A 24,182-nucleotide genomic window follows, 5' to 3' on the forward strand; every position below is an offset into this window, starting at 1 on the left:
CACTTCCCAGATTTTAAGTCAAGCGTGAGGAAGATTCTTTTTTAAAACTCTTCGTCACGTTCGACTATTTTTAACTTCACTTCGCTTTTCGAGGCTTTCGTTAGCACCCTGAAGCGAGGCGGCCATTTTAGTGATTTTAAACTTGCTGTCAAGCGTCTTTTTAAAGATTTTTGCAATTCGCTTTATCACTCGGTTACTGCTATGTTTCTGGTGAAGCGCAGTGCCCCGTGGCATGGCGCGCATTATAGGGCGTTTTAAAATTGACGCAAGCCTCTTTTTAATAAAAACATGGCATTTTGTGTTGTTAGCAGAAAATTTCAACGAAGTGCAGCTTTTTACCACGTTTACTGCATAATATGTCGACACTGGAGGGTATATGACGTTACGAACTTACAAAGGAATAGCACCAAAGCTAGGCACAGGCGTTTACATTGACGCTTCCAGCGTACTAGTGGGTGATATCGAATTAGCTGCAGATGTGAGTATTTGGCCTTTAGTCGCTGCCCGGGGTGATGTTAACTATATACGCATAGGCGCGCGAACGAATGTACAAGATGGTTCAGTGCTTCATTTGTCACGCCCGAGCAAAGGCAAGCCAGCAGGATCACCACTTATTATAGGTGAAGACGTTACTGTAGGTCATAAAGTGATGCTGCACGGCTGCACCCTTGGCAACAGGATCTTGATTGGTATGGGCGCTATTGTGATGGATGATGTTGTTGTAGAAGATGATGTGATCATCGGTGCGGGGAGTTTGGTGCCACCAGGTAAGAGATTAGCCAGTGGCTATTTATATGTTGGTAGCCCCGCTAAACAAGCAAGGCCTTTAACAGATCATGAACTCGCTTTTCTAAAAGAGTCAGCGTTAAACTATGTCCAACTGAAAGATGAGTATCTGGCAGAAGTTTAAAGCCAGATCTCACCAAACTCATTATAACTATCCTTAGAGATAGCCAACTCCGCTTTATCTTCCCATGTAAAGGCCTCGGCTTTTACTTGGGATAATGCTTGCTCTGGATCGTCGGTGATAACGAGAGGTATAAAGCAAGCAACTTTTAGTCCTGCTACTAGGCAACTAAAACCGATGGCCGCCTTATCTCTTGCATAGTAAAAGTCATTGTTAAATATTAGCTGCTGATTCATCGGCGGAGCTGATCCTGTAATAGGGTAAGTACGGGTTCAATATTTGGCTGCTTGCCACGCCAAATAGTAAAAGCCGCTGCCGCTTGCGCAACTAACATACCCAAGCCATCTGCCTGCACAGGTACACCATGCTCTTTACACCAGCTTAAAAATGCCGTTGGTTTAGCCCCATATAGCATGTCATACGCTAACTGACAGTGTATTAAATGCTTACTGGCAAGTGCTGGTCGCTCGTTAGTTAAACCTGACGAAGTGGCATTGATCACCAAATGATACGGCTGTTCGGGAATAGCATCTAGGCTTGCAGCAATGACTGATGCCGGAAAAGCCTTAGCAATAGCTTGCGCCTTTGCCACTGTGCGGTTTGCGATAACGATTTTAGCAACTCCTGCCTGTAATAGTGGGCCCACAACCCCGCGACTTGCGCCACCCGCGCCCAGCAGTAATATAGAGGCATTAGTCAGTTTTGCTCCAAGGCGCTCAAGATCCTGCACCAAGCCAATACCATCGGTGTTATCGCCTACTAACTTACCTTCACTACTTATATATAGCGTATTAACCGCGCCAGCTTGTTGCGCTCGCTCAGACAAAACATCGGCCAGCGCAAAAGCTTGCTCTTTAAACGGCACGGTAACATTAGCGCCTTTGCCACCTTGACTAACAAAGGTTCGCCAGCTGTCGGCAAAACTATCTACTGGTGCTAGAATAGCCTCATAGCTTAACGACTCAGCGGTTTGCAGAGCAAAGTGCTGATGTATAAAAGGAGACTTTGAGTGTCCTATCGGATTACCAAATACAGCGTAACGGTCCACAAGAATGCCTTTTAAGAAGTTAATACAGATGATTTTTAATAAAAGTACCACAAATAGCAAGGCACATCCGACACCAGAACAAACGCCTTATCAATTAATGGGGGGCGAAACAGCGGTAAGAGCCCTGGCTAATCGCTTTTACGATATTATGGAAACTGCGCCCGAAGCGAAAGCGCTTTATGCTATTCATCCTCTGCCGCTAGATACTATTCGACAAAAATTCTTTGAGTTTTTATCCGGTTGGCTAGGTGGCCCAGCCTTATTTGAAGAAAAATATGGCCATCCTAGATTACGGGCCCGCCATATGCCTTTTACCGTGAACGCACAACTGCGTGATGAATGGATGTTTTGTATGAATCAAGCGCTGGATGAAGTTGTAACAGATAAGCTGCTACGGGAAGGTATTCGCCAGTCGATTGGGCAACTGGCGAGCCATATGATTAACTGTTAATCGGCTTGCTGTAACAGCCAGTCTTGCGGCTTAAGGTAACGCTCGTATAAGAGCGCTTCAGCACTGCCCTGCTCGGGTTGATAACCATACTGCCAGCGCACCAATGGCGGCATCGACATGAGAATGGACTCGGTACGACCGCCACTTTGTAAGCCAAACAGGGTGCCACGGTCATACACCAGGTTAAACTCAACATAACGCCCACGGCGGTATAACTGAAATTGCCGCTCCCGATCACCATAAGGCGTGTCTTTACGTTTAGCTACTAAGGGTAAATACGCTTTCGTAAACGCCTCACCTACCGCACGCATTATGGCAAAGCTTTGCTCAAAACCTGGCGCATTTAAATCATCAAAAAATAACCCACCCACACCCCGGGTTTCATTTCGGTGTTTTAAATAGAAATAGTCGTCGCACCATTTTTTATAGTTCGGATAATACTCAGATCCAAAGGGCTCAACGGCATCCTTTGCCGTTTGATGCCAATGAATGACATCGTCTTCAAACGGATAAAACGGCGTTAAATCAAAGCCACCACCGAACCACCAAACTGGTGACTCCCCTTCTTTTTCGGCAATAAAAAAGCGCACATTGGCATGGGTAGTCGGTAGGTAAGGATTATGCGGATGAATAACCAACGAGACACCACAAGCATTAAAGTTACGTCCGGCAAGCTCAGGCCTATGTGCTGTGGCCGACGCTGGCATTTGTGCGCCATACACATGCGAATAATTAACACCGGCTTGTTCAAATACGTTACCTTCTGTAAGCACCCGACTGCGGCCACCACCACCTTCTGCCCGTTGCCACGCATCCTCTACAAATAAAGCGCCAGCATCAGCGAGCTCTAATTGACGACAAATTTGATCTTGTAGCGCCATCAAAAACGCCTGTACCTGCTCTAACTGTGCTGAATGTGTTGCCATCTTAACTCCTAAAACGGAACTGCCATTATCACATCGATAAAATAAGAACCCATCAAATGTAATATGGTTAATATACTGTCACTGGGAATAAACATCCTATCGAATGTAATAACAAAAGAATGTTTTACAACTAATCAGCAGCAGCTCATGCAGAAATTCAAGTCTATTTCTTGTTCTTTGCTAAACCGCTATTGCAAAATCGCTTAAAACCCTTCTTTGCCAAAGACACTAAACGTTTATTCATGACCCGATGAGCGTTATAATAACCCTTTAACCCTTCAACTTCATCAAGTTCACAAAGGAAACCACTATGCAGGTTGGTATTATCATGGGTTCAACGTCAGACTGGCCTACCATGAAACATGCAGCAGATATGCTGGACCGTTTTGGCATTGCTTATGAAACGAAAGTGGTTTCTGCTCATCGCACACCACAGTTATTGGCAGATTACGCCTCTGGTGCTGCAGAGCGTGGCTTAAAAGTGATTATTGCCGGTGCAGGTGGTGCAGCGCACTTACCCGGTATGGCAGCTGCCTTTACTAGCCTTCCGGTTTTGGGTGTACCAGTGCAATCTAAAGCATTAAAAGGCTTAGATTCACTACTCTCAATTGTGCAGATGCCCAAAGGCGTTGCGGTTGGTACATTGGCCATTGGCGATGCTGGCGCAGCGAATGCAGGCTTGCTTGCTGCGCAAATTTTAGCAACGAGCAATGCGGATTTATTAAAACAAATTGATGCGTTTCGAGCAGCACAAACTGAAATGGTCTTAAGTCAACCCGATCCGTCACAGGGTGCACTATGAATGTCTTAGTACTTGGTGCCGGACAGCTGGCTAGAATGATGGCGCTGGCCGGGGCGCCACTGAATATCAATATCAGCGCTTATGATGTAAATACCGATAATATTATTCACCCGCTAACTCAGGCTCAACTTGGCAGCGGTTTGGCGCAAGCACTCGCAGCAGCGGATGTAGTAACTGCTGAATTTGAACATATCCCTTTACCCATATTAGAGGAATGCCAGCAAAGTGGTAAGTTTTTACCCGGCGCTGCAGCCATAAAAGCGGGTGGTGATCGTCGTCTAGAAAAAGCCCTGTTAGAAAGCGCAGGCGCAGCCAGTGCGGCATACCGCATCATTAGATCAGAAGCTGATTTTAACCAGGCGATTGCTGAGCTCGGCTTACCCTTGGTGTTTAAAAGTGCTCTGGCCGGCTATGATGGTAAAGGTCAATGGCGTTTAAAAACGGCTGACGATGCCAAACAAATTTGGCAACAAATCGCGGCCTTTTTGGCAGCAGATACGAAACAGGCTATTGTCGCTGAACAGTTTATTCGCTTTGAACGCGAAGTCTCCTTAGTAGGTGCCCGCAGTAGCTCTGGGGAAATTAAGGTTTATCCTTTGACTGAGAACCATCATGTTAATGGCGTACTTAGTGTATCTTTGGCTCGACCTGTTACTCAGGCATTACAGTTACACGCTGAAAAGATGTTTACCGCAGTAGCAAATCATCTGAACTATGTTGGCGTGTTAGCAATTGAATTTTTCGAAGTACAAGGTTCTCTGCTGGTTAATGAAATTGCACCTAGAGTGCATAACTCTGGCCATTGGACACAACAAGGTGCTGACTGTTGCCAGTTTACGAATCACTTACGGGCAGTCTGCGGTTTACCTTTAGGTAGCACGGCTCTGATTCGACCTACCTTGATGATAAATATTCTAGGCGAGGACGTAGTCCCTTCATCTATCCTTACGCTGCCAGCCTTAGGATTGCATTGGTACGGAAAAACTAAAAGAGCAGGACGCAAAATGGGCCATATCAATCTTTCAGCAAATAGTAATGCAGAATTAAAAGCCTTATTTGCAAAACTGATTGATCAACTCCCCGCCTCGGCGTTTCCTGAGTTGGAACAAATGCTACAACGTATTTAACTACAATGTTCTAAAATCAAAGGGTTGAAATTGCAGTCACCACAACTGCAGTTTCAACTTAAAAAGGTTTCAAGCATTAGATTCAGAAGATTGTTTGCGTTGACACGCCTTTGCTGCGCAATAAAGTCCGGCTTTTTTTTGCATCAATAATGGATAAGCACAATATTCGCAAGTTCCTGACACCGGTAAATCGTTTAGCAAAAAAGTACAATCAGGATATTGCTCACACCCCCAGAACGTTTTCCCGTATTTACTCAGTCGTTCTGTCAGCTGACCACTCCGACATTTTGGGCAGTTAACGGTACTTGGGGATGGCGATTCGTCTTGTACAATAAAATGACAGTTAGGATAACCCGTACAGCCAATAAACATGCCATAGCGGCCGTTCTTCACCGCCAACGGCGCTGTACACTCAGGACAAGGTTCTTCTTCTAAAATTTTCACCACGCTGTTTTCATGTTGGTGTAACGCTTTGCTGTACTGGCATTCAGGGTAAGTGCTGCATCCTAAAAATGGCCCATTCTTACTTGAGCGAATAACTAAAGGGTTTTGACACAGCGGGCAAGGCTCAGTTTGCTGTGGTAAGGAAAATAAAGGGGAATGATCTGTCATAACAACTTGAGAACCTTTGCTCATGTACTTTCATCAAGAAGGTCGGGGTAAGAGAGCTTATCTGTACCCCGCCTGAGCACACCATGATGTTCTGTGTAATGTCGTTAGTTTAAGTTAGCATTTATGTGCAACGTAATAACACATGCCATAAACACGCGCGAACGATAAAAACGTTAATGTAGTGGTCCCTCAGGTTGTTCAAACAGTAAATCTTCCATCTGTGCATAGGCGTTTTCTCGCCCAGGCACATTAAACAACACCATTAAAACCACCCATTTTAAATCTTCTAAGCTAATACTGTGACTATCTAAATCCATGACCCGATCAATAACCATTTCTCGTGTTGTGGCATCAAGCACATTAATTTGCTCTAAGAACATTAAAAATCCCTGACCCTCCGTATCAATTTTGCGATACTCTTCAGCCGTTAAAATACGGATGGCATTGTTACTAACTTTTGATAAGTAAGGTTTAGTCTGATTCTCTTGTAACGCAGATAAGCGATCGAGCCATTTTAAAGCACGAAAAATATCATCATCATGAAAACCCGCTTTACTGAGCTCTTTAGTCAGATCGGCATGGTTAACATACACATCAGCTTCGTTATGAAGGTAATTTTCGAATAGATAAACGAGGATATCAAACATAATCAGGTACTCCCCACTTTAATGTAACCACCGGGTACAACTGCGATCTTACCAAGTAATTCTAACTCAAGTAAGATAATGGAAACGTCTGTCACTGTCATGCCTACCCGCTCAGCTAGTACATCAACTGATATAGGTATGTCTTCTACGTTATCCAACAACTGTTGGGTGCACAAGTCTAATGTTAAATTTATTTCGTTGTTGCCCTTCATGCCGTTATCAGCAAACAACGCGCGCTCTTCTAATATATCGGCGATACCGGTAACAAGTTTAGCGCCTTGTTGAATAAGATGATGGCAACCACTCGCCTGAGTGTTGTAAAAAGACCCTGGTACCGCAAATACTTCCCGGTTGTATTCAGCAGCTAAATTTGCACTAATTAACGAACCACTCTTTATGGTCGCTTCTACGACTAAGGTGCCAATACTCAAACCAACCACAATACGATTACGCTGAGGAAAATATTCTGCCCGTGCGCGAACATCTGGAAAATACTCTGATATCAAGGCGCCAGTCTGTGCAATATCAGCGGCTAAACGCTTGTTACTGGTTGGATAAATTTGCCTTAAACCATGCCCCAATACCGCCAATGTTTTGCCGCCTGCATGTAAGGCTCCCAAATGACACTCACTATCAATACCCTGCGCCATACCGCTGGTAACTATCATGCCATTTTGAGTGAGTTCTGCTGCCAACTGTCGGGCTACTTTGCGACCAGTAGGAGTGGGCAAACGGCTCCCCACCATTGCGATTTGTGGCAAAGCCAGTAAGGTTGGATCCCCTTTTATAAACAACACCAGAGGCGGTTGGCGAGTTTCCTTTAGTAAAGGAGGATAATATTGATGATCAAAGCAGATAAGATGATGGTCTGTTGCTTCAGCTTGCCAAGCCAGGGCTTGCTCTACCCACACTTGGGCTTCATAGCTCAGCCCATGTGCTTGTCGTTGTGTTAAGCCGATTTGTTGCAAGGTACTCGCTGGAAGCGATACTAACTCAGCCAAACTCATCTGCTCACTTAGCTTACGGTACCGCTGACCTCTGAGGCCTACACTCGCTAAAGCGAGCCAGTTGTGCAAATGGTCCATCGCACACTAGCTCCTCTTAGTTAACTATTACAAATTACCGATCTGATCACCTACTCGAACCGGACGTGACGTCTGTGTAACGATGGCAAAACTGACATTATCTGAAACTTTAAACACCATTAACTCACCTACTTTCTCACGTGGCATTGCAAGTGCTTCGCCACCAAAATCCCGCAAGACTTTTTGCAGCTTCGTGGCGTCTTCTAAATAAACAGGGCCCTCGCGGCCATCGACGACGGTAGGGGATGAGCGATAAATACCAAGCATATGACCTGCAGCTAACTGCGCCTGACCACGGTTAAGAACAACAATGTCCATTTTTGCAAATTCACGAAGATCTGACGTCGCCGCAATAATTTGTCCATCAACAGGCTGCTCGGGTTTTGTCATAACAAAATAAGCAGGCAGCGCCTGATTATCATAAGCAGGTATCACTTTATCGCCTTGGCGTATTTCTCGTGTTACTGAAAGCACGTTTAACGAAGCTGGCACCAAGGCCGTGGTGTCCGTTTTGGCCGAGCCTGCGCGAAAGGCACGCGTGCTGGCAATCAGTTTTGTTTCATAGCCCAACACCTCGCCGTTTTCAGGATTAACATAAGGACTGCCTTGGCGATAAATGGCATAACTTGCCCCTGCAACTAATTCAGCATTCACGTATAAGGTATGCGTATCTGCTGCACTTTTGGATGCCGTATTACTACCTAAAATATACGGTAACGCATCAATTTGCTCTTGGGATAACGCCTGTTCATACGTTAAAAAAGGCCGAATAATACCCAAAGGTAACGTGGCAATTGCATCAGGGTTTTTATGTGTCATCCTGCTTTGTGGTGATAAACGAACGGCAGGTTTATTATTTATTACATTTGTCGTTAAACGTGGGCGCCCCTCGCTGTCGTATGTTAAATACAATACATCACCAGGAAAAATTAAATGTGGATTAGCCACTTGTGGGTTGGCCTGCCATAATTGCGGCCATAACCATGGCTCACTTAAATACAATCCAGAAATATCCCAAAGGGTATCACCAGGCTTCACCACATAGGTAGCTGGCGCGCCAGGCCTGAGTTTTAACACATCGGCAAAAACGGCTGTAACAAAACAACTTATTAAGGCTGCCACGACCAAGGTTATTTTTTTTAGCATGCCTGCGTCCTTTAATCCTATACTTTTCGTAATTATTACATACTAAGCTGTTATTGCCGCGCAATAATGGCTAAAATTAAAACATACCACAGTGGATTAATTAAAGCATAATTTTGTAGGTGTTATGGCCGTTTTAAAAGTATTACATTATCCTGATGATCGCTTGCGTACCATCGCAAAACCTGTCGCTGAAGTGACACCCGAAATTCAACAACTGGTTAACGATATGCTTGATACCATGTATGATGAAAATGGTATTGGTTTAGCAGCAACACAGGTCAACGTACATTTACGTGTGGTGGTGATCGATCTGTCAGAAGAGCGAAACGCTCCATTGGTGTTTATTAACCCTGAAATCATCGCACACGATGGTGAGACTAGCTATGAAGAAGGGTGTTTATCAGTACCTCAAAACTACGCTTCTGTTTCACGGGCAAAGCATGTCACGGTAAAAGCACAAGACAAACACGGTAAATGGTTTGAATTAGAGGCAGATGGCTTATTGGCTATCTGTTTACAACACGAGCTAGACCATTTAATTGGCAAACTTTTCATCGATTACTTGTCACCTTTAAAACGTGATCGCATCCGTAAAAAGCTTGAAAAAGAAGCTAAACTTGCCGAGCGCCACGCGCTGTAAACAGGATATAACGTGACACAACCTTTACGTATTATTTTTGCCGGTACGCCGGACTTTGCTGCCAGTCATTTACAGGCTTTGCTTGATCGCGGTTATGATGTTATCGCTGTTTATACTCAACCAGACAGACCGGCGGGACGCGGCCAAAAGCTTCAGCCCAGCCCAGTAAAACAGCTTGCTCAAGCTCATGATATTCCAGTATATCAACCAAAGTCTCTTAAAAAACAACCTGCACAATTAGCGTTAGCTGCATTGCAAGCCGATTTAATGATTGTTGTCGCATACGGCCTAATCTTACCAAAAGTGGTCTTAGAAACACCGAGATTGGGCTGTATCAATGTGCATGGTTCTCTCTTGCCACGTTGGCGTGGTGCCGCGCCTATCCAAAGAGCCATTTGGGCTGGTGATCACGAAACCGGCATCACGATTATGCAAATGGACGAAGGCCTAGATACCGGTGCCATGTTAAGTCACGTTCGTTGCGCAATTACGGCAGAAGATACCAGTGCGTCACTTTATCAAAAGCTCGCAACCTTAGGGCCTAACGCACTTTTAACAGCTTTAGCGCAACTCCCGGTTTTGCAAACCAATGCGCAACCACAAGACGATCAATACGCCAACTATGCTGAAAAGCTCCATAAAGACGAGGCACGTTTAAACTTTGCCCGCTCTGCAGCAGCACTAGAACGTGAAATTCGCGCATTTAATCCTTGGCCAATCAGCTATATTGAACTGCCGCAAGGTATGGTGAAAGTGTGGCATGCACATGTTATTGAAGAACAACACGCGGTATCTGGACAAGTTGTGAAAACTGACAAAACGGGTATTTATATAAGCTGCGCCCAAGGTGTATTAATGATCACTCAACTTCAACCTCCAGGTAAAAAACCCATGTCAGCAGCTGACTTTCTGAATGGACGAGCTGAGTGGCTGAAACCTGGGCAGCAATTATGAGCGCGCAATTACGCGCACTTGCCGCGGAAACCTGTTTCTTAGTAATCGATCAAGGTAAGTCTCTTTCGGAAGCCTTACCTAAAGCTCAGCAAAAATTAGCATCCGCCCCTGATAAAGCGTTATTACAAGAAATCTGCTTTGGTGTGATGCGCACGTTGCCGCAGCTCGAAACGGTTTGCCAGCACTTAATGAGTAAACCCTTGATTAAACAACTGCGACCACTGCAGTTTTTAATTTATGTTGGTATCTATCAATTAAAATTTATGCGCATTCCTGACCATGCAGCTATCAGCGAAACCGTTGAAGCCGCACGCAGTTTAAAAGGCCAAAGCCTAACCAAACTGATCAATGGTGTGTTACGAAATGTGCAGCGACAACCGGCATTATTTGATTTTGCATCCGCTAGCCTTGCTGTGCAATACAATCATCCCGGCTGGATCATTGACGCGATAAAACAAGCCTATCCTGAACAATGGCAAACGATATTACAAGCCAATCAACATAAGGCTCCACTCTGGCTACGCGTTAATCAACAACAGATTTCTCCGGCTGCTTTTATGGCAGAACTGACCGCGGCAGACATCGCTCATAGCCAACCTCTTAGCTATTTACCCGTGGCGATTAAACTGGAGCAAGCACGAGACGTGACGCTATTGCCTGGTTACGCTGAAGGATGGTTCTCGGTACAGGATGGCGCAGCCCAGCATGCCGCCCTACTCCTCGACTCGCAACCCGGTGATGTAGTCCTAGATGCTTGCTGTGCCCCTGGTGGTAAAACCTGTCATATCCTAGAGCTAACACCAGACATTACCCTAACCGCGCTGGATCGTGATGAAAAACGCTTAGCGCGTGTACACGATAATTTAGCCCGTTTATCGTTACAAGCACGTGTTGTGGCTGCTGACGTTCTTGATACCGCCAACTGGTGGCAGGGCGAGCAATTTGATCGCATTTTACTTGATGTTCCCTGCTCGGCCACCGGCGTTATTCGCCGCCATCCTGATATTCGTTGGTTACGTAAAAAATCGGATATCACACCGCTGGTGACGTTACAGTCCGAAATTTTACTGCATGCATGGTCGTTACTTAAACCAGGTGGCACCTTGTTATACGCCACATGCAGTATTTTACCTTCGGAAAACAGTGAGCAAATTCAAGCTTTTTTATCGCAACAACCGGATGCTATCTTACACCCTATATCGATAGCGAATAACGCGACGACGTGGCAAATTTTACCTGGTGAGCAAGATTTAGATGGTTTTTTCTTTGCCGTTTTGCATAAAAAAATCACGACGTAAGGCAGACTATGAAAATCATTATCCTGGGTGCAGGGCAAGTTGGTGCAACGCTAGCAGAGAACCTGGTAGGCGAGCAAAACGATATCACTATCGTTGATACTAACTTAGATAAACTTCGCGCACTGCAAGACAGATTCGACTTACAAGTGGTGTATGGGCACGGTTCCCATCCTGACATTTTACGCAAAGCTGGCGCTGAAGATGCCGATATGATCGTGGCCGTTACCAACAGCGACGAAGTCAATATCGTGGCGTGTCAGGTCGCCTACAGCATGTTCAACACGCCCTTAAAAATTGCCCGAATTCGAACTAACCAATATTTAAAATATCGTGACGAGCTCTTCCATAAAGACGATATGCCAGTTGATCACTTTATTGCCCCAGAAGCCTTAGTAACCAACTATATCCGCCGTTTAATCGATTATCCAGGCGCACTGCAAGTGGTGGAATTTGCCGAAGGTAAAGTCAGCTTGGTGGCAGTACGAGCTTACTACGGTGGCTTATTAGTTGGCCACGCTTTATCAGCGCTTAAAGAACACATGCCGCATATCGAAACACGCGTAGCCGCGATTTATCGCCGTGGTACAGCTATTAAACCTCTCGGCACCACCATTATTGAAGCTGATGACGAAGTTTTCTTTGTCGCCGCCACTAAGCATATTCGTGCCGTTATGAGCGAACTACAAAAACTGGAACGCAGTTATCGCCGCATTATGATCGCAGGAGGGGGTAATGTTGGGTTTGGATTAGCTCGGGCTCTTGAGAAAACACACAGCGTAAAATTGATTGAGCGCAGTAAAGAACGTGCAGAATTTTTATCCAGTGGCCTAGATAATACTGTCGTTTATGTCGGGGATGCGTCCGATCCTGAATTGCTTGAGGAAGAAAATATCGAGCAAATTGATGTATTCATTGCCGTTACGAATGATGACGAAGCCAATATTATGTCGGCAATGCTTGCGAAAAGGATGGGCGCCCAAAAAACGATGGTGCTGATTAAACGTGGCGCCTACGTTGATTTACTGCAAGGAGGCGAAGTGGATATTGCAGTTTCACCGCAACAAGCTACCATTTCCGCACTTCTCACGCATATTCGACGTGGTGATATTGTTAACGTCTATTCACTACGCCGAGGCGCTGCTGAAGCTATTGAAGCCATTGCACATGGTGATAGCAGCACAAGCAAGGTGGTGGGTAAAACGATTGGCCAAATAAAATTACCGCCAGGCACAACCATTGGCGCCATTGTCCGCGGCGATGAGGTATTAATTGCTCACGACAATACGCTGATTGCTACAGATGATCATATTATCTTATTTATGGTTGATAAAAAGCACATTGTGGAAGTGGAAAAACTTTTTCAGGTCAGCGCTATCTTTATCTAAGCGCCTTCATGCAAAGATTAACACACGCCTGTGACGTTAATCTTTCCAAAAGGCTGGGGTAAATAGCACCAACAACGTAAAAATCTCTAAACGACCAAACACCATCGCCACAATTAAAATCCATTTGCTGGCATCAGGAATATTGCCAAAGTGCGCAGCAACCTCCCCCAATCCTGGTCCTAAGTTATTTAAACATGCCGCCGTTGCCGAAAAGGCAGTAATATTATCTAGCCCGGTAAAAATCAATGCCAACATAATCACCACAAATACCAGAGCATAAGCAGCAAAAAACCCCCATACCGCTTGCACAATCCGATCTTCAACGGGGCGACGACCTAATTTAATGGCATAAACAGCGCGCGGATGCACTAAACGGTTTAATTCACGCGTGCCTTGTTTAAAGAGTAACAGTACTCGAACCACCTTCATACCGCCCCCCGTAGAGCCTGCGCATCCCCCAATAAAACTAGAGAAAAGTAACAAAATAGGTAAGAACAATGGCCAATTAGCAAAACTGTCTGTGGCGAAACCGGCTGTAGTAGAGATAGAAACCGCCTGAAACACCGCATGGTTCAGCGCCGTTAAGCCGTGCTCATAAACATGCGTATGCAGTAACACAAAAACACATATCAAGATCAGAGCGGCTTGAATCCCTAAGAAGGTTTTAAACTCAGGATCACGTAAGTAAGTACTTACACTCTTACCGCGAATAGCTGCGAAATGCAGTGGAAAATTAATCGCACTGATCAATAAAAACACGACACAAATGAGATTAATGGTCGCACTGTTAAAATGCCCAATACTGGCATCATAGGTAGAGAATCCACCAATCGCAACGGTAGAAAACGCATGGCAAATGGCATCGAAAATAGACATGCCAGCCAAATAAAACGCTAAAGCACATAAAATGGTTATGGCTAAATAAATATACCAAAGGTGCTTTGCAGTATCAGCGATACGCGGTGTCATTTTATTATCTTTGACCGGCCCCGGCGTTTCAGCACGGTACAGCTGCATCCCCCCCACCCCTAACAGAGGTAAAATGGCTACCGCTAATACAATGATCCCCATACCGCCTAGCCACTGTAGCTGTTGCCGATAATACAAAATGGCTTTTGGTAATAATTCGATGCCCGTTAACACCGTGGCACCCGTGGTCGTTAAGCCTGAAAAGGCTTCAAACATCGCAGAAGCCAGTGACATATTAGGCCGTTCGGCTAACACAAATGGGATGCCACCCACCGCACCCAATACCGTCCAAAACAAGACGACAATTAAAAAACCATCGCGTACTTTTAGCTCGTCACGGTACTTTCGATTGGGATACCAAATAAGAAAACCCATCGCTAAGCACAGTAAAAAAGACAGAATAAAAGGAACGCCAGCGCCATCTTTATACCAATAGGCCACCAAAGCAGGTGGTACCATGGTGATGCTGAAAATCGCAATCAGCATCCCCAATATACGAATAATAGAGCGATATTGCATAGCGTCCTTTACATTGCCAGTTACGGCAATAGCAGCTCGCGGGTCATGTTTTCATTGCGCTCACGATGCACAATGATGTTATCTTCAATGCGGATCCCCCCAAAACAGCGGAATGCATCAACTTTTTGCCAGTTTATCAGCTTTGACGCCATAGTTTGTTTTAAATCTGCTAATAAGCTATCAATAAAATAAAGGCCGGGCTCAATAGTAAATACCATGGAAGGTTCAATCAAACGGGTACAGCGCAAAAATGGATGCTGTTCTGGTGCTGCGACGTGTGTGCCTCGCTCATCCGCCATAAAACCGCCCACATCATGGACTTGTAGGCCCAAATGATGCCCAACGCCATGCGGGAAAAAAGTACTGCTGGTGCCACTTTCGATAATGTTATCCACACTGCCGTGTACAAAGTTAAAATCAATCAATACCTGCGCTAATAACCGGTGTGTTAAAAATTGTAACTCGGTGTATTTGATTCCAGGTTTAATGGCAGCTACAACCTGTAAATGAACATCATTAACTGCGTTAATCAGTGCGCCAAACTCGTCTGAGCGCTGAAAACTATAGGTTCGTGTAATGTCGGCAGCATACCCGTTAAATTCCGCACCGGCATCAATTAAAAACGAACGATGTTGTGTTGGCTTCTTTCGTTCTAACGCGGTGTAATGCAATATGGCTGCATGTTCGTTTAAGCCAATAATATTCCCATAAGGCACTTCATTTTCTGTTTGCCCTACGGCTGCCAGATAAGCTAATTGGATGTCAAACTCGCTGCCTCCAGCATAAAATGTCTCAGCTGCGGCACGGTGCCCCGCCACAGCCATGCTATTGGCAATTCGCATACACGCATGCTCATAAGCAGTTTTATAAGCCCGATAATAATGTAAATAGCTCATCACGGGCTCAGGGTTAATATGCACAAACCCTAGCGCTTTGGCGACTTCTAGATATTCACCAAGGTAAGCTAAACGAGCCTTATCGTATGGCAAAAGCGTTTCAACCATGTTGGCTTTTTCTAATAGCTGAATATCAAAGTATTCCGCCCAATAATCATTAGGCTCGTCTGGAACCTTATGCCAAAAATCTTTTGGCCGATAAAAAATCAACTTAGGTTTATTTATACCATCGACTAACAACCAGCAATGTGGATTATCAATAACGGGCAACCAGGCTTTAAAATGCGGATTCGCTTTAAATGGATAATCCATATCATCTAAAAACTTGCGTTTAGCTTGCCCAGAATGAATGACGAGCGCATCCAAATTCTCACGCGCCAACACATTACGAGTACGCTGTTGCAGCTCAGTAATATGTTCCTTGTACAGTTGCTGATAAGTGAGGTTCATAAATACCTTATTTGTTGCTGTTAAGGGATATCGATAATAACACTATTTATCTTCTGTCCCAATCTGCATCCCTAAGAGAGGCCGAAACACATCTATGGGCTCATTTAAACGAATAGCGTAAATTTGCTGATACGCCATCACCGCTTTCACATATTCACGCGTTTCTCGATAAGGAATGGTTTCAACCCAAACATCAACGGGTAAAAGCTGACCTTGAGGGATCCATTGTCTTACCCGACCATGTCCTGCGTTATAGGAAGCTGTTGCTGTAATAATGTTGCCATTATTGCGGCGCATCAGATAATTCAAATATTCTGTCCCATAATCAATATTGGTGACCGGATGATATAACGTTGATAACGATACGCGTTTTTTTGCAATGTAATGGGCTGTATCGGGCATAATTTGCATTAACCCGCGTGCTCCTACGGGTGAGTTCGCGTCTGGCATAAAGGAACTCTCGCGCCGAGCAATAGCCATTGCCCAACTGGAATCGACTTTAGCTTTTTTAGCGAAACGTTGAATGTCTTCTTGATATGCGAGTGGAAAGCGTAGCTCAACATCGTCCCAAAAACCTGCATCCGCCAACGTAAAAATAGCACGTTCATGCCATTCTAGCTTTCCAGCCAATTTAGCGGCAGCTAACTTTTCCGGCTCTGTTACCGAACGCTGTAAAAAATTCCACTCACGTCGCGCTTCGGTCATTCGTCCTAACGCACGCCATTCTTGCGCGCGTTGCACCGCGGGATGTTTTGCAATGCGTGCCACATCCTCATCGGTTACAGGTACTGCTTGATGAGCCAAGTTTGGAGGTAAGCCTAATTTAGCCGCAGCCATAAATCCATAAAAATGGCGTCGCTGTGCCACCTCCTGAAAAATAGGTTGCGCCTCGCCAGACTTCCCTTGCTCTTCTAACGCCCGAGCTAACCAATAACGCCAATTCACATCGTTAGCCAAGTTATCTGGGAAGCGCTCAATAACCTGCTGCACTTTAGGCCAGTTCAGTGTTTTTAGCGCATGACCCACTTGCCATTGTGCCAAACTACTATCTAACGATTCTGCAGGCAATTTACTCATCCACTCATCGGTACGACTATCGCCTTTACTGGCTAAAGCTATAGCAAATTGCCGTTGCACATCGATACGCTGCGCAGCAGTAAAGTATGGATCACTGGTAAATGCTGCCCAAACCTGTAACGCCTGATCGGGTGAGCGCCAAATAAGTCGCTTCAAACCATAAGCTAAGACATCGCGTTCAATAACATGTTTACCTGGAAAAAACTTGGGTTTAGCAATCACGGCAGGATTTGTTCTAACGTGTTGCCACATGTCGGCTAAATACTGTTTATCAGTCGGTAATAACGTTCGAAGATAACGAATCAACCCGACGTCTCCCCCTTCTGCAGACAATTGTATCCGTCTAAGTACGATATCTGCTGAGAACGGCTGTACTTGCCGCCATTGACTAAACAGTGAATCACATTGCTTAGGCTGCGATTTCCCCACCGTCCACAATGCCGCGACGTCTCGCCAAATAGCCTCAGCGTCCTTAGGTTGAGCCTTTAAACGCTGCTGCAACGCGACACAATTTAACGCCGCATCCGTACTGCCAGGAAAAAAGCTGAGAAAACGCTCCGCGTGTTGTGCATTTGCAAGGCTCAATAGCCAAGGGCGTCGCAGCGGCCAATCCAATGGCGATCCTTGATGGCTAGCCAAAAACGATTCTATTGCAGTGTGTTCAGATAGCCTGCGTTGCAGCCACCGTTGCTCAATATAGGGCGCTAAGGGATAACCTTGTAATTGTTCTAGCCACAGTTCAACTTGAACAGGCGCTGCCGAACCAATTTGTCGCTCTACTTGCACAAAGAGTTTGCGCTGTTCTTCCAACGTCTCGGTCGCCGTTAATGCATGCACAATTCCACTTACACCGCACAAAATGGCACAACACAAATTAATTAGCCGCTTCACAAACATCACTCCAGAGACAGGCACAATCAGTAATATGATTAGGGATCTTTTATAATATTGAACAGTGTACTACAGTTTATGGCCCAGTGTTTTTTGCTCGTAGACATAAGATGAATGGGGTATCAAACTATATCAATTCAAACACCCGTTTAAATAACTATTGATATTTTTAGTAAAGCACGACACACTGGGAAAGATACCCTCATCGTACCAGTTGCGAATAACCCTAAAGCAAACGCGACCAAGGAGCATATTTATGATTCACCAGAGTAACAGCATTCAGGTTGAGTATATTGAACCTGGTATTGCCCAGTTTACGTTTAACGCTCAAGGTTCGGTCAATAAATTTGATCAAGAAACCTTAAGCGACTGTTTAGCCGCACTCACCAAACTACACGCCGATCCGGCCTTAAAAGGCGTACTTTTTGTTAGCGGCAAAGACAATTTTATTGTTGGTGCCGACATCACCGAATTCCTAACAACATTTGAGCGGCCTGAAGCTGAATTGATCCCTTGGATTAAAACGGCTTCTGATATTTTTGATTACTGTGAAGATCTCCCAGTACCTACCGTGGTCGCAATTAAAGGCTTTGCACTGGGTGGCGGCTGTGAGTGGACACTGGCTTGTGATTACCGCGTTGCCGATACTACGACGCGCATTGGTTTACCTGAAGTAAAACTGGGTTTAATGCCAGGCTTTGGTGGTACGGTGCGCTTACCACGTATCATTGGTGCGGATAACGCCATGGAATGGATCACCACCGGTAAAGATCGTGGTGCAGAACAAGCACAAAAAGAAGGCCTGATTGACGCCGTTGTTGCGCCAGAAAAACTGCAAGCCGCAGGCCTAAGCATGCTGCAAGACGCGATAGCCGGTAAATTAAACTGGCAGAAAAAGCGTGCGGTAAAATTACAGCCGCTAAAACTGAATAAAACTGAAGCCACCATGAGCTTTAGCACTGCTAAAGGTATGGTGTTTGCTACTGCGGGTAAACATTACCCAGCACCGATGGTTGCGGTACAAACCATTGAAGCCGCTGCAACACTGGATCGCGCAGGCGCGATTGCCCTAGAAAACGCCGGCTTTGCGAAATTGGCAAAAACCGATGCGGCGACCGCACAAATTGGCCTGTTTTTAAATGATCAGGTGATTAAAGGCAAAGCGAAAAAAGCCGCTAAAACTGCCACTAAAGCGGTGAAAAAGGCCGCCGTACTGGGCGCAGGTATTATGGGCGGCGGTATTGCTTATCAATCAGCCTTTAAAGGCGTGCCGGTGGTGATGAAAGACATCGCAGACAAAGCGCTTGAACTTGGCATGGGCGAAGCCACTAAGCTATTAGCCAAGCAGGTTGAGCGGAAAAAGCTGGATGCGGTGGGTATGGCGAAAGTCATTGCCTCTATTACCCCAACGCTCAGTAACGAACAAGTTGCCGGCGTTGATATCGTCGTTGAAGCGGTAGTAGAAAATCCGAAAATCAAAGGTGCCGTGTTAAAAGAAGTGGAAGGCCTGATCGCCGAAGACGCTATTTTAACCTCTAATACCTCAACGATTTCAATAGACCAATTAGCCGCGAACTTAAGCCGGCCACAAAACTTCTGTGGTATGCATTTCTTTAATCCGGTGCACCGTATGCCATTGGTAGAAGTCATTCGTGGTAAAGATACCAGCGATGAAACCGTAGCAGCCGTAGTGGCTTACGCAGCGAAAATGGGTAAATCGCCCATCGTAGTTAACGATTGCCCTGGGTTCTTTGTAAACCGAGTACTGTTCCCCTACTTTGCTGGCTTTAGCAAATTGGTGCTGGATGGCGCCGATTTTGCTCAAGTCGATAAAGTGATGGAAAAGCAATTCGGTTGGCCGATGGGCCCAGCCTACTTGCTGGATGTAGTAGGTTTAGATACCGCTTATCACTGTACTGACGTTATGGCAGCTGGCTTCCCTACGCGGATGGCTAAGCTGGAAAAAGATCCGGTAGCGGCGATGTTTAATGCTAATCGTTATGGTCAGAAAAACGGTTTAGGTTTCTATGCCTACAGCAAAGATGCCAAAGGTAAGCCGAAAAAAGATATCGATGCCGCGAGCTTAGAACTGTTAGCCGGTATTGCTGCCACTAAACAAGACTTTAGCGCCGACGAGATTATTGCCCGAGTAATGGTGCCAATGATTAATGAAACCATTCGCTGTTTGGAAGAAGGCATAGTCGCCAGTGCGGCTGAAGCCGATATGGGCTTGGTATACGGTTTAGGTTTCCCTCCGTTCCGCGGTGGCCCATTGCGTTATGCTGACACCCTTGGCCTGGCTAACTTTGTGGCATTGGCAGATAAATACGCGCACTTAGGCGAGATTTATCAGGTAACAGACAACACCCGCGCTATGGCTGCTAATGGCCAGCGTTTCTTCCCGGTTTAAGCGCAGGAGCACAGTATTATGAAAAACGCCGTAATTGTAGATTGTATTCGTACCCCAATGGGCCGTTCAAAGGCCGGTATGTACCGTAATGTGCGCGCCGAGCAGTTATCCGCGCATGTTATGGCTTCGTTAGTGGCGCGTAACCCCGCGCTTAACCCAAGTGATATCGACGATATTATTTGGGGTTGTGTGCAGCAAACCTTAGAACAAGGTTTTAACGTTGCGCGTAATGCCGCCTTGTTAGCCGGTATTCCACATTCTGTGCCCGCTGTGACGGTTAACCGCCTCTGTGGTTCATCCATGCAAGCTTTACACGACGCGGTACGCGCCATTCAAACCGGCATGGGCGAGGTGTATTTAATTGGTGGTGTTGAGCACATGGGCCATGTACCAATGAATCATGGTGTAGATTTTCACCCAGGCTTATCCACCTCTGTTGCCAAAGCAGCCGGTATGATGGGCTTAACGGCGGAATTGCTGGGTAAATTACACGGTATTAGCCGCCAGCAACAAGATGAATTTGGTGCCCGTTCACACCGTTTAGCGCAAGAAGCTTCGGTACAAGGCCGCTTTAAAAACGAAATTATTCCTACCGAAGGCCATGATGCTGACGGCGTGCTGCGGGTATTCGATTACGATGAAGTGATTCGTCCGGAAACTACCGTAGAAGCATTAAGCCAACTGCGCCCGGTATTTGACCCTGCCAATGGTACGGTAACGGCAGGTACCTCTTCAGCCCTGTCGGATGGTGCCTCTGGTATGCTGGTAATGAGCGAAGAGAAAGCCAAAGCACTTGGCTTACCAATTCGTGCTTATGTTCGCGGTATGGGCGTTGCGGGTTGTGATCCATCTATTATGGGTTATGGCCCAGTCCCGGCCTCGAAGAAAGCATTACAGATGGCCGGTATTACCGTAGCCGATCTGGATTTTGCTGAACTTAACGAAGCCTTTGCTGCACAAGCCTTACCAGTCATGAAAGACTTAGGTTTGCTAGAAGTTGCTGACCAGAAAGTAAACCTGAACGGTGGCGCTATTGCCTTAGGTCACCCACTAGGTTGTTCTGGCTCACGCATTAGCACCACGCTGATTAACGTGATGGAAGATAAAGGCGGTAAATTTGGCTTAGCCACTATGTGTATTGGCTTAGGTCAAGGTATTGCTACCGTATTTGAGCGCCCGTAAGCTGGCGATACCCTCAATAATCACTTAAAATAAGGGCCATTTTACGGCCCTTTTGTTTATCTTTTTTGTCTTTCCCCTTTGCCTTTAACAGTGCACAGGGTTTGGTTGCGTTCGTGAACGGGTTCGCCTACGCGCATCTTGAAAGCCATTGGCAATAAAACTCAGTAGTCAGCTAACACCAAGCCTAGCAGTACAGTATCGGAGTAAAGATGGAATCCTTATTTAGCAGTGCCAACCACACCCTTGATGCCTTAGGGCTGCGCTGCCCAGAACCGGTGATGATGGTACGTTTGCAAATTCGCAAAATGCAGGCTGGTGAAACCCTACTGATCATTGCTGATGATCCTGCCACCACCCGCGATATCCCCGCGTTTTGCCGTTTTATGGACCATGAACTGCTGGCTAGCGATACCAGCGCCCTGCCATTTAAGTACTTAGTTAAAAAATCAGCCTGCTAGTTGGACGTTACACATAATCGCACTGTCATTATTAATGGTTAGCTATTAGTGGTTTCAGTTTATCACTATAGGTGACCTATCAATCCGTTAAAAAATAAACTCCTTTTTCCTTGTAAAAATTGATTACATCTGTAATTCTTTATGGATTACAGATGTAATCACTAGGGGTTTTTTAATGATTGAAATCAGTGACGCCGAACTCAGCATTATGCATTGTATTTGGCAACATCATCCATGCACCGCTGCACAAGTGATTGAGCAATTACAGCATAAAGCATGGCATGAAAAAACCATCAAAACTCTACTAAACAGACTTATCAGCAAAGGAGCACTGAGTTATCAAAAGCAAGGTAAAGCCTATATTTATTCCCCTTGTATTGAGCAGCATGCCTACCAACAACAAGCCAGTAGCAGCTTTATCAAAAAGCTATTTGCTGGTCGACTCACGCCTTTAGTAGCAAGTTTTAGCCAACAACATACTGTGAGTGCAGATGATCTGGCAGCCCTCAAACAATTGGTTGCAAAACTAGAGCAAGAGGGTAAAAATCATGATTAACTGGCTCTGGCAAAGTACATTATGGCTTTCTACCTTTTCTGTAATTTTATTACTTAGCCATCCGATCTTGCTGCGGTACTTAGGCGCTAGAGCAACCTACTCGCTTTGGTTACTGTTACCCTGTGCCCTACTACTACCATTACTACCTTCCTTACCAAGTAATCGTAGCACGCTGGTCATGCAGCAATTGTTAATATCCCCTGAGACACTTAGCAATATTGCTGGCAAGGGCAATACTATCTTCCCCATTTTAGTCATGTGGCTGGTAGGATTTTGCTGTGTTGTAGCTTGGTGTTTATTTAGCTATATGGCGTTAATCCGGCAACTACAATCCGCACACTCTTTTAAGATAGGTAAACTGCGTTGCTATCGGCAACATAACACTGGTCCCGCTATTTTTGGGTTTCTTCGCCCTTCCGTGCTTATCCCCAGTGATTTTAAACAACGCTTTACAAAGAAAGAGCGCCACTTAATCCTGCAGCATGAGCGGGCACATTGGCAAGCAGGTGACCTGCATATCAATTTATTCGCGCTGCTGTTATTAGCCGTATTTTGGTATTCGCCAATGAGCTGGCTGGCCTATCGTCGTTTTCGAGCAGATCAAGAACTGGCCTGCGACGCCAGAGTATTACAACACCAAACGCCTACCGTTTTAGTTTGCTATGCCAACGCGCTGCTGGCAGCAATGCAGTCTGTTTCATCTGCAGCACAGACAAACCTCTTATCACCACATTATGGAGCGACAAAGCATATGACTGAACGCCTAAACAACTTAACAAGACAAAAGGGTTTGCATAAACAACCTCTAATCTTGAGTTTGTCGATAATGATACTCTTAGCAATGTCTTTACAGCCGTCTACCGCGACCCAAACAGCAAATTCAGCTACCCTTACTGAAGAAATGGTAACTCCTATTGTCAGAATAGCGCCTCGCTACCCTGCCAGTGCCGCGCAACAAGGCATTACTGGCTGGGTACAATTAGGCTATACACTAGATAGTAATGGCATGGTAGAACAACCCAAAGTGCTTGCGGCTCACCCAGAGGGGGTCTTTAATGAAGAAGCGTTAAGAGCGGTAAGTAAGTGGCGATATTCTCCCGAACATGCAGGGAAAAGCATTACTGTAGAGCTGAAATTTGCGCTGGACAACACGACGAATAAATAATTCTACAAAGCGTAGGCTCAACCCTACGCTTTTTGGTTGACCGCGAGGAAAAGTTGCCTTATTGTAAATTTATTGAAACGTATTAATGTGCTTGGCGCCATGCTTTGGTTATTTATTAAAGAATCTATTCCGTTACAATTTTTGGTTACCGCTTTAGTCGGTATTATTTTTTGGCTGCTCGGTTGGTCAGCTATCGCAATTATGGCGTTCGTATTTACGCTGGAACTGCTGTTTTTTAAAGCGAATACAAACGTAGCTGACGACGTGGTCTTTAGTAAAGATATTTTTAATTTAATAAAAAAAGAAGGCGATCAATTACGGGTAGGTATGGAGGTTGGCTCCATTAAGAATATTAAGCTTATCAAACTATGGCAGCAAGATGAGCATGGTCATATTGCCTTGACATTAAATGCGCACAGTTCTGTGCGCTATAAGTTCCCAAACAACCAATATCACCCTTTATTAGACTGGTTTAAAGCCAATTTACCTGAAGTAGAACTGGTCACTGCTTACCGCTTTTAAAGCGACCTTATCCTGCTGCTTGCCTAATTTAGAGTAACATTGACAAATCTATATTTGGC

Annotated in this window: 24 protein-coding genes; 14 read left to right on the forward strand and 10 right to left on the reverse strand. The window is 45.4% G+C overall.

Annotated features, from left to right (window positions below; translation table 11 throughout):
* Positions 1–376: 376 nt before the first annotated feature.
* Positions 377–910 carry a gamma carbonic anhydrase family protein gene (locus tag IE070_RS11165; protein WP_189483279.1) on the forward strand — a complete coding sequence of 178 codons (534 nt, stop codon included), beginning with the start codon at positions 377–379 and terminating at the stop codon, positions 908–910.
* Here the strand turns inward: IE070_RS11165 and IE070_RS11170 are convergent.
* Positions 907–1,143, reverse strand: coding sequence for a DUF1488 family protein (locus tag IE070_RS11170; protein ID WP_189483280.1), 237 nt, complete (start codon positions 1,141–1,143; stop codon positions 907–909). The two genes, IE070_RS11165 and IE070_RS11170, sit on opposite strands and share 4 nt — an antisense overlap.
* Positions 1,140–1,955 (reverse strand): shikimate dehydrogenase, encoded by an 816-nt coding sequence (gene aroE / locus IE070_RS11175; RefSeq protein WP_189483281.1) that lies wholly within the window; start codon positions 1,953–1,955, stop codon positions 1,140–1,142. The genes IE070_RS11170 and aroE overlap by 4 nt, the downstream gene beginning before the upstream one ends.
* A gap of 28 nt (positions 1,956–1,983) precedes the next feature.
* Between aroE and IE070_RS11180 the strand changes: the two genes are divergently transcribed.
* Complete coding sequence (locus IE070_RS11180) at positions 1,984–2,406, forward strand: group II truncated hemoglobin (protein ID WP_229797045.1); 423 nt, start codon at positions 1,984–1,986, stop codon at positions 2,404–2,406.
* On the opposite strand, the gene hemF is transcribed toward IE070_RS11180, so the two are convergent.
* Complete coding sequence (gene hemF / locus IE070_RS11185; protein ID WP_189483283.1) at positions 2,403–3,332, reverse strand: oxygen-dependent coproporphyrinogen oxidase; 930 nt, start codon at positions 3,330–3,332, stop codon at positions 2,403–2,405. The two genes, IE070_RS11180 and hemF, sit on opposite strands and share 4 nt — an antisense overlap.
* Positions 3,333–3,642: 310 nt before the next feature.
* Here hemF and purE point away from each other — a divergent pair, with 310 nt between their 5' ends.
* Both purE and IE070_RS11195 read left to right on the forward strand, forming a co-directional pair.
* Positions 3,643–4,134: a 5-(carboxyamino)imidazole ribonucleotide mutase gene (gene purE, locus IE070_RS11190; RefSeq protein ID WP_189483284.1), complete on the forward strand. Its 492-nt coding sequence runs from the start codon at positions 3,643–3,645 to the stop codon at positions 4,132–4,134.
* Positions 4,131–5,261 carry a 5-(carboxyamino)imidazole ribonucleotide synthase gene (locus IE070_RS11195; RefSeq protein WP_189483285.1) on the forward strand — a complete coding sequence of 377 codons (1,131 nt, stop codon included), beginning with the start codon at positions 4,131–4,133 and terminating at the stop codon, positions 5,259–5,261. Before purE ends, IE070_RS11195 begins: the two co-directional genes overlap by 4 nt.
* Before the next feature lie 69 nt (positions 5,262–5,330).
* On the opposite strand, the gene IE070_RS11200 is transcribed toward IE070_RS11195, so the two are convergent.
* The 4 genes from IE070_RS11200 to IE070_RS11215 form a co-directional block, all read right to left on the reverse strand.
* Positions 5,331–5,873, reverse strand: a complete 543-nt coding sequence (locus tag IE070_RS11200; protein WP_189483286.1) for a DNA topoisomerase family protein — start codon at positions 5,871–5,873, stop codon at positions 5,331–5,333.
* A 173-nt stretch (positions 5,874–6,046) separates the two neighbouring features.
* A complete protein-coding gene (locus IE070_RS11205) occupies positions 6,047–6,520 on the reverse strand; it encodes a DUF494 family protein (RefSeq protein ID WP_189483287.1) in 474 nt (157 codons plus the stop codon).
* A 2-nt stretch (positions 6,521–6,522) separates the two neighbouring features.
* On the reverse strand, positions 6,523–7,605 hold the full coding sequence (gene dprA, locus IE070_RS11210; protein ID WP_189483288.1) for a DNA-processing protein DprA: 1,083 nt from the start codon (positions 7,603–7,605) through the stop codon (positions 6,523–6,525).
* A 27-nt stretch (positions 7,606–7,632) separates the two neighbouring features.
* On the reverse strand, positions 7,633–8,751 hold the full coding sequence (locus IE070_RS11215; RefSeq protein ID WP_189483289.1) for a LysM peptidoglycan-binding domain-containing protein: 1,119 nt from the start codon (positions 8,749–8,751) through the stop codon (positions 7,633–7,635).
* Positions 8,752–8,875: 124 nt separating this feature from the next.
* On the opposite strand from IE070_RS11215, the gene def reads away from it, so the two are divergent.
* Genes def through trkA form a run of 4 tightly spaced genes read left to right on the forward strand, consistent with a single transcriptional unit; the run spans position 8,876 to position 13,028 of the window.
* Positions 8,876–9,391, forward strand: coding sequence for a peptide deformylase (gene def / locus IE070_RS11220; RefSeq protein WP_189483290.1), 516 nt, complete (start codon positions 8,876–8,878; stop codon positions 9,389–9,391).
* 12 nt (positions 9,392–9,403) lie between these two features.
* Positions 9,404–10,345: a methionyl-tRNA formyltransferase gene (gene fmt, locus IE070_RS11225; RefSeq protein WP_189483291.1), complete on the forward strand. Its 942-nt coding sequence runs from the start codon at positions 9,404–9,406 to the stop codon at positions 10,343–10,345.
* Positions 10,342–11,643, forward strand: coding sequence for a 16S rRNA (cytosine(967)-C(5))-methyltransferase RsmB (gene rsmB, locus IE070_RS11230; RefSeq protein WP_189483451.1), 1,302 nt, complete (start codon positions 10,342–10,344; stop codon positions 11,641–11,643). Before fmt ends, rsmB begins: the two co-directional genes overlap by 4 nt.
* Before the next feature lie 8 nt (positions 11,644–11,651).
* Complete coding sequence (gene trkA, locus IE070_RS11235) at positions 11,652–13,028, forward strand: Trk system potassium transporter TrkA (RefSeq protein ID WP_189483292.1); 1,377 nt, start codon at positions 11,652–11,654, stop codon at positions 13,026–13,028.
* A 36-nt stretch (positions 13,029–13,064) separates the two neighbouring features.
* On the opposite strand, the gene IE070_RS11240 is transcribed toward trkA, so the two are convergent.
* Genes IE070_RS11240 through IE070_RS11250 form a run of 3 tightly spaced genes read right to left on the reverse strand, consistent with a single transcriptional unit; the run spans position 13,065 to position 17,830 of the window.
* Positions 13,065–14,516 carry a TrkH family potassium uptake protein gene (locus IE070_RS11240; protein WP_189483293.1) on the reverse strand — a complete coding sequence of 484 codons (1,452 nt, stop codon included), beginning with the start codon at positions 14,514–14,516 and terminating at the stop codon, positions 13,065–13,067.
* A gap of 20 nt (positions 14,517–14,536) precedes the next feature.
* On the reverse strand, positions 14,537–15,862 hold the full coding sequence (gene pepQ, locus IE070_RS11245) for a Xaa-Pro dipeptidase (RefSeq protein WP_189483294.1): 1,326 nt from the start codon (positions 15,860–15,862) through the stop codon (positions 14,537–14,539).
* A 42-nt stretch (positions 15,863–15,904) separates the two neighbouring features.
* Positions 15,905–17,830, reverse strand: a complete 1,926-nt coding sequence (locus IE070_RS11250) for a transglycosylase SLT domain-containing protein (protein ID WP_189483295.1) — start codon at positions 17,828–17,830, stop codon at positions 15,905–15,907.
* Positions 17,831–18,086: 256 nt separating this feature from the next.
* Between IE070_RS11250 and fadB the strand changes: the two genes are divergently transcribed.
* The 6 genes from fadB to IE070_RS11280 all read left to right on the forward strand — a co-directional run bounded on the left by fadB (position 18,087) and on the right by IE070_RS11280 (position 24,123).
* Positions 18,087–20,240, forward strand: a complete 2,154-nt coding sequence (fadB, locus tag IE070_RS11255; protein ID WP_189483296.1) for a fatty acid oxidation complex subunit alpha FadB — start codon at positions 18,087–18,089, stop codon at positions 20,238–20,240.
* Between the two features lie 18 nt (positions 20,241–20,258).
* A complete protein-coding gene (gene fadA, locus IE070_RS11260) occupies positions 20,259–21,422 on the forward strand; it encodes an acetyl-CoA C-acyltransferase FadA (protein ID WP_189483297.1) in 1,164 nt (387 codons plus the stop codon).
* A 209-nt stretch (positions 21,423–21,631) separates the two neighbouring features.
* Positions 21,632–21,880, forward strand: coding sequence for a sulfurtransferase TusA (tusA, locus tag IE070_RS11265; RefSeq protein WP_189483298.1), 249 nt, complete (start codon positions 21,632–21,634; stop codon positions 21,878–21,880).
* A gap of 175 nt (positions 21,881–22,055) precedes the next feature.
* Positions 22,056–22,436, forward strand: coding sequence for a BlaI/MecI/CopY family transcriptional regulator (locus tag IE070_RS11270; protein WP_189483299.1), 381 nt, complete (start codon positions 22,056–22,058; stop codon positions 22,434–22,436).
* The gene (locus tag IE070_RS11275) at positions 22,429–23,601 is read left to right on the forward strand and encodes a TonB family protein (protein WP_189483300.1); all 1,173 of its coding nucleotides are present in this window, start codon (positions 22,429–22,431) and stop codon (positions 23,599–23,601) included. The genes IE070_RS11270 and IE070_RS11275 overlap by 8 nt, the downstream gene beginning before the upstream one ends.
* Positions 23,602–23,673: 72 nt before the next feature.
* Positions 23,674–24,123: a hypothetical protein gene (locus IE070_RS11280; RefSeq protein ID WP_189483301.1), complete on the forward strand. Its 450-nt coding sequence runs from the start codon at positions 23,674–23,676 to the stop codon at positions 24,121–24,123.
* Positions 24,124–24,182: the final 59 nt, after the last annotated feature.

This window comes from Alishewanella tabrizica (genome assembly GCF_014652375.1).
Classification (GTDB): Bacteria; Pseudomonadota; Gammaproteobacteria; order Enterobacterales; family Alteromonadaceae; genus Alishewanella; species Alishewanella tabrizica.

Bases quoted from the DNA above. Each gene is read 5' to 3' on its own strand.
- IE070_RS11165 (WP_189483279.1), top strand. From the start codon at position 377: ATGACGTTACGAACTTACAAAGGAATAGCACCAAAGCTAGGCACAGGC.
- IE070_RS11170 (WP_189483280.1), bottom strand. From the start codon at position 1,143: ATGAATCAGCAGCTAATATTTAACAATGACTTTTACTATGCAAGAGAT.
- IE070_RS11180 (WP_229797045.1), top strand. From the start codon at position 1,984: ATGATTTTTAATAAAAGTACCACAAATAGCAAGGCACATCCGACACCA.
- hemF (WP_189483283.1), bottom strand. From the start codon at position 3,332: ATGGCAACACATTCAGCACAGTTAGAGCAGGTACAGGCGTTTTTGATG.
- purE (WP_189483284.1), top strand. From the start codon at position 3,643: ATGCAGGTTGGTATTATCATGGGTTCAACGTCAGACTGGCCTACCATG.
- IE070_RS11195 (WP_189483285.1), top strand. From the start codon at position 4,131: ATGAATGTCTTAGTACTTGGTGCCGGACAGCTGGCTAGAATGATGGCG.
- IE070_RS11200 (WP_189483286.1), bottom strand. From the start codon at position 5,873: ATGACAGATCATTCCCCTTTATTTTCCTTACCACAGCAAACTGAGCCT.
- IE070_RS11205 (WP_189483287.1), bottom strand. From the start codon at position 6,520: ATGTTTGATATCCTCGTTTATCTATTCGAAAATTACCTTCATAACGAA.
- dprA (WP_189483288.1), bottom strand. From the start codon at position 7,605: ATGGACCATTTGCACAACTGGCTCGCTTTAGCGAGTGTAGGCCTCAGA.
- IE070_RS11215 (WP_189483289.1), bottom strand. From the start codon at position 8,751: ATGCTAAAAAAAATAACCTTGGTCGTGGCAGCCTTAATAAGTTGTTTT.
- def (WP_189483290.1), top strand. From the start codon at position 8,876: ATGGCCGTTTTAAAAGTATTACATTATCCTGATGATCGCTTGCGTACC.
- rsmB (WP_189483451.1), top strand. From the start codon at position 10,342: ATGAGCGCGCAATTACGCGCACTTGCCGCGGAAACCTGTTTCTTAGTA.
- trkA (WP_189483292.1), top strand. From the start codon at position 11,652: ATGAAAATCATTATCCTGGGTGCAGGGCAAGTTGGTGCAACGCTAGCA.
- IE070_RS11240 (WP_189483293.1), bottom strand. From the start codon at position 14,516: ATGCAATATCGCTCTATTATTCGTATATTGGGGATGCTGATTGCGATT.
- pepQ (WP_189483294.1), bottom strand. From the start codon at position 15,862: ATGAACCTCACTTATCAGCAACTGTACAAGGAACATATTACTGAGCTG.
- fadB (WP_189483296.1), top strand. From the start codon at position 18,087: ATGATTCACCAGAGTAACAGCATTCAGGTTGAGTATATTGAACCTGGT.
- fadA (WP_189483297.1), top strand. From the start codon at position 20,259: ATGAAAAACGCCGTAATTGTAGATTGTATTCGTACCCCAATGGGCCGT.
- tusA (WP_189483298.1), top strand. From the start codon at position 21,632: ATGGAATCCTTATTTAGCAGTGCCAACCACACCCTTGATGCCTTAGGG.
- IE070_RS11270 (WP_189483299.1), top strand. From the start codon at position 22,056: ATGATTGAAATCAGTGACGCCGAACTCAGCATTATGCATTGTATTTGG.
- IE070_RS11275 (WP_189483300.1), top strand. From the start codon at position 22,429: ATGATTAACTGGCTCTGGCAAAGTACATTATGGCTTTCTACCTTTTCT.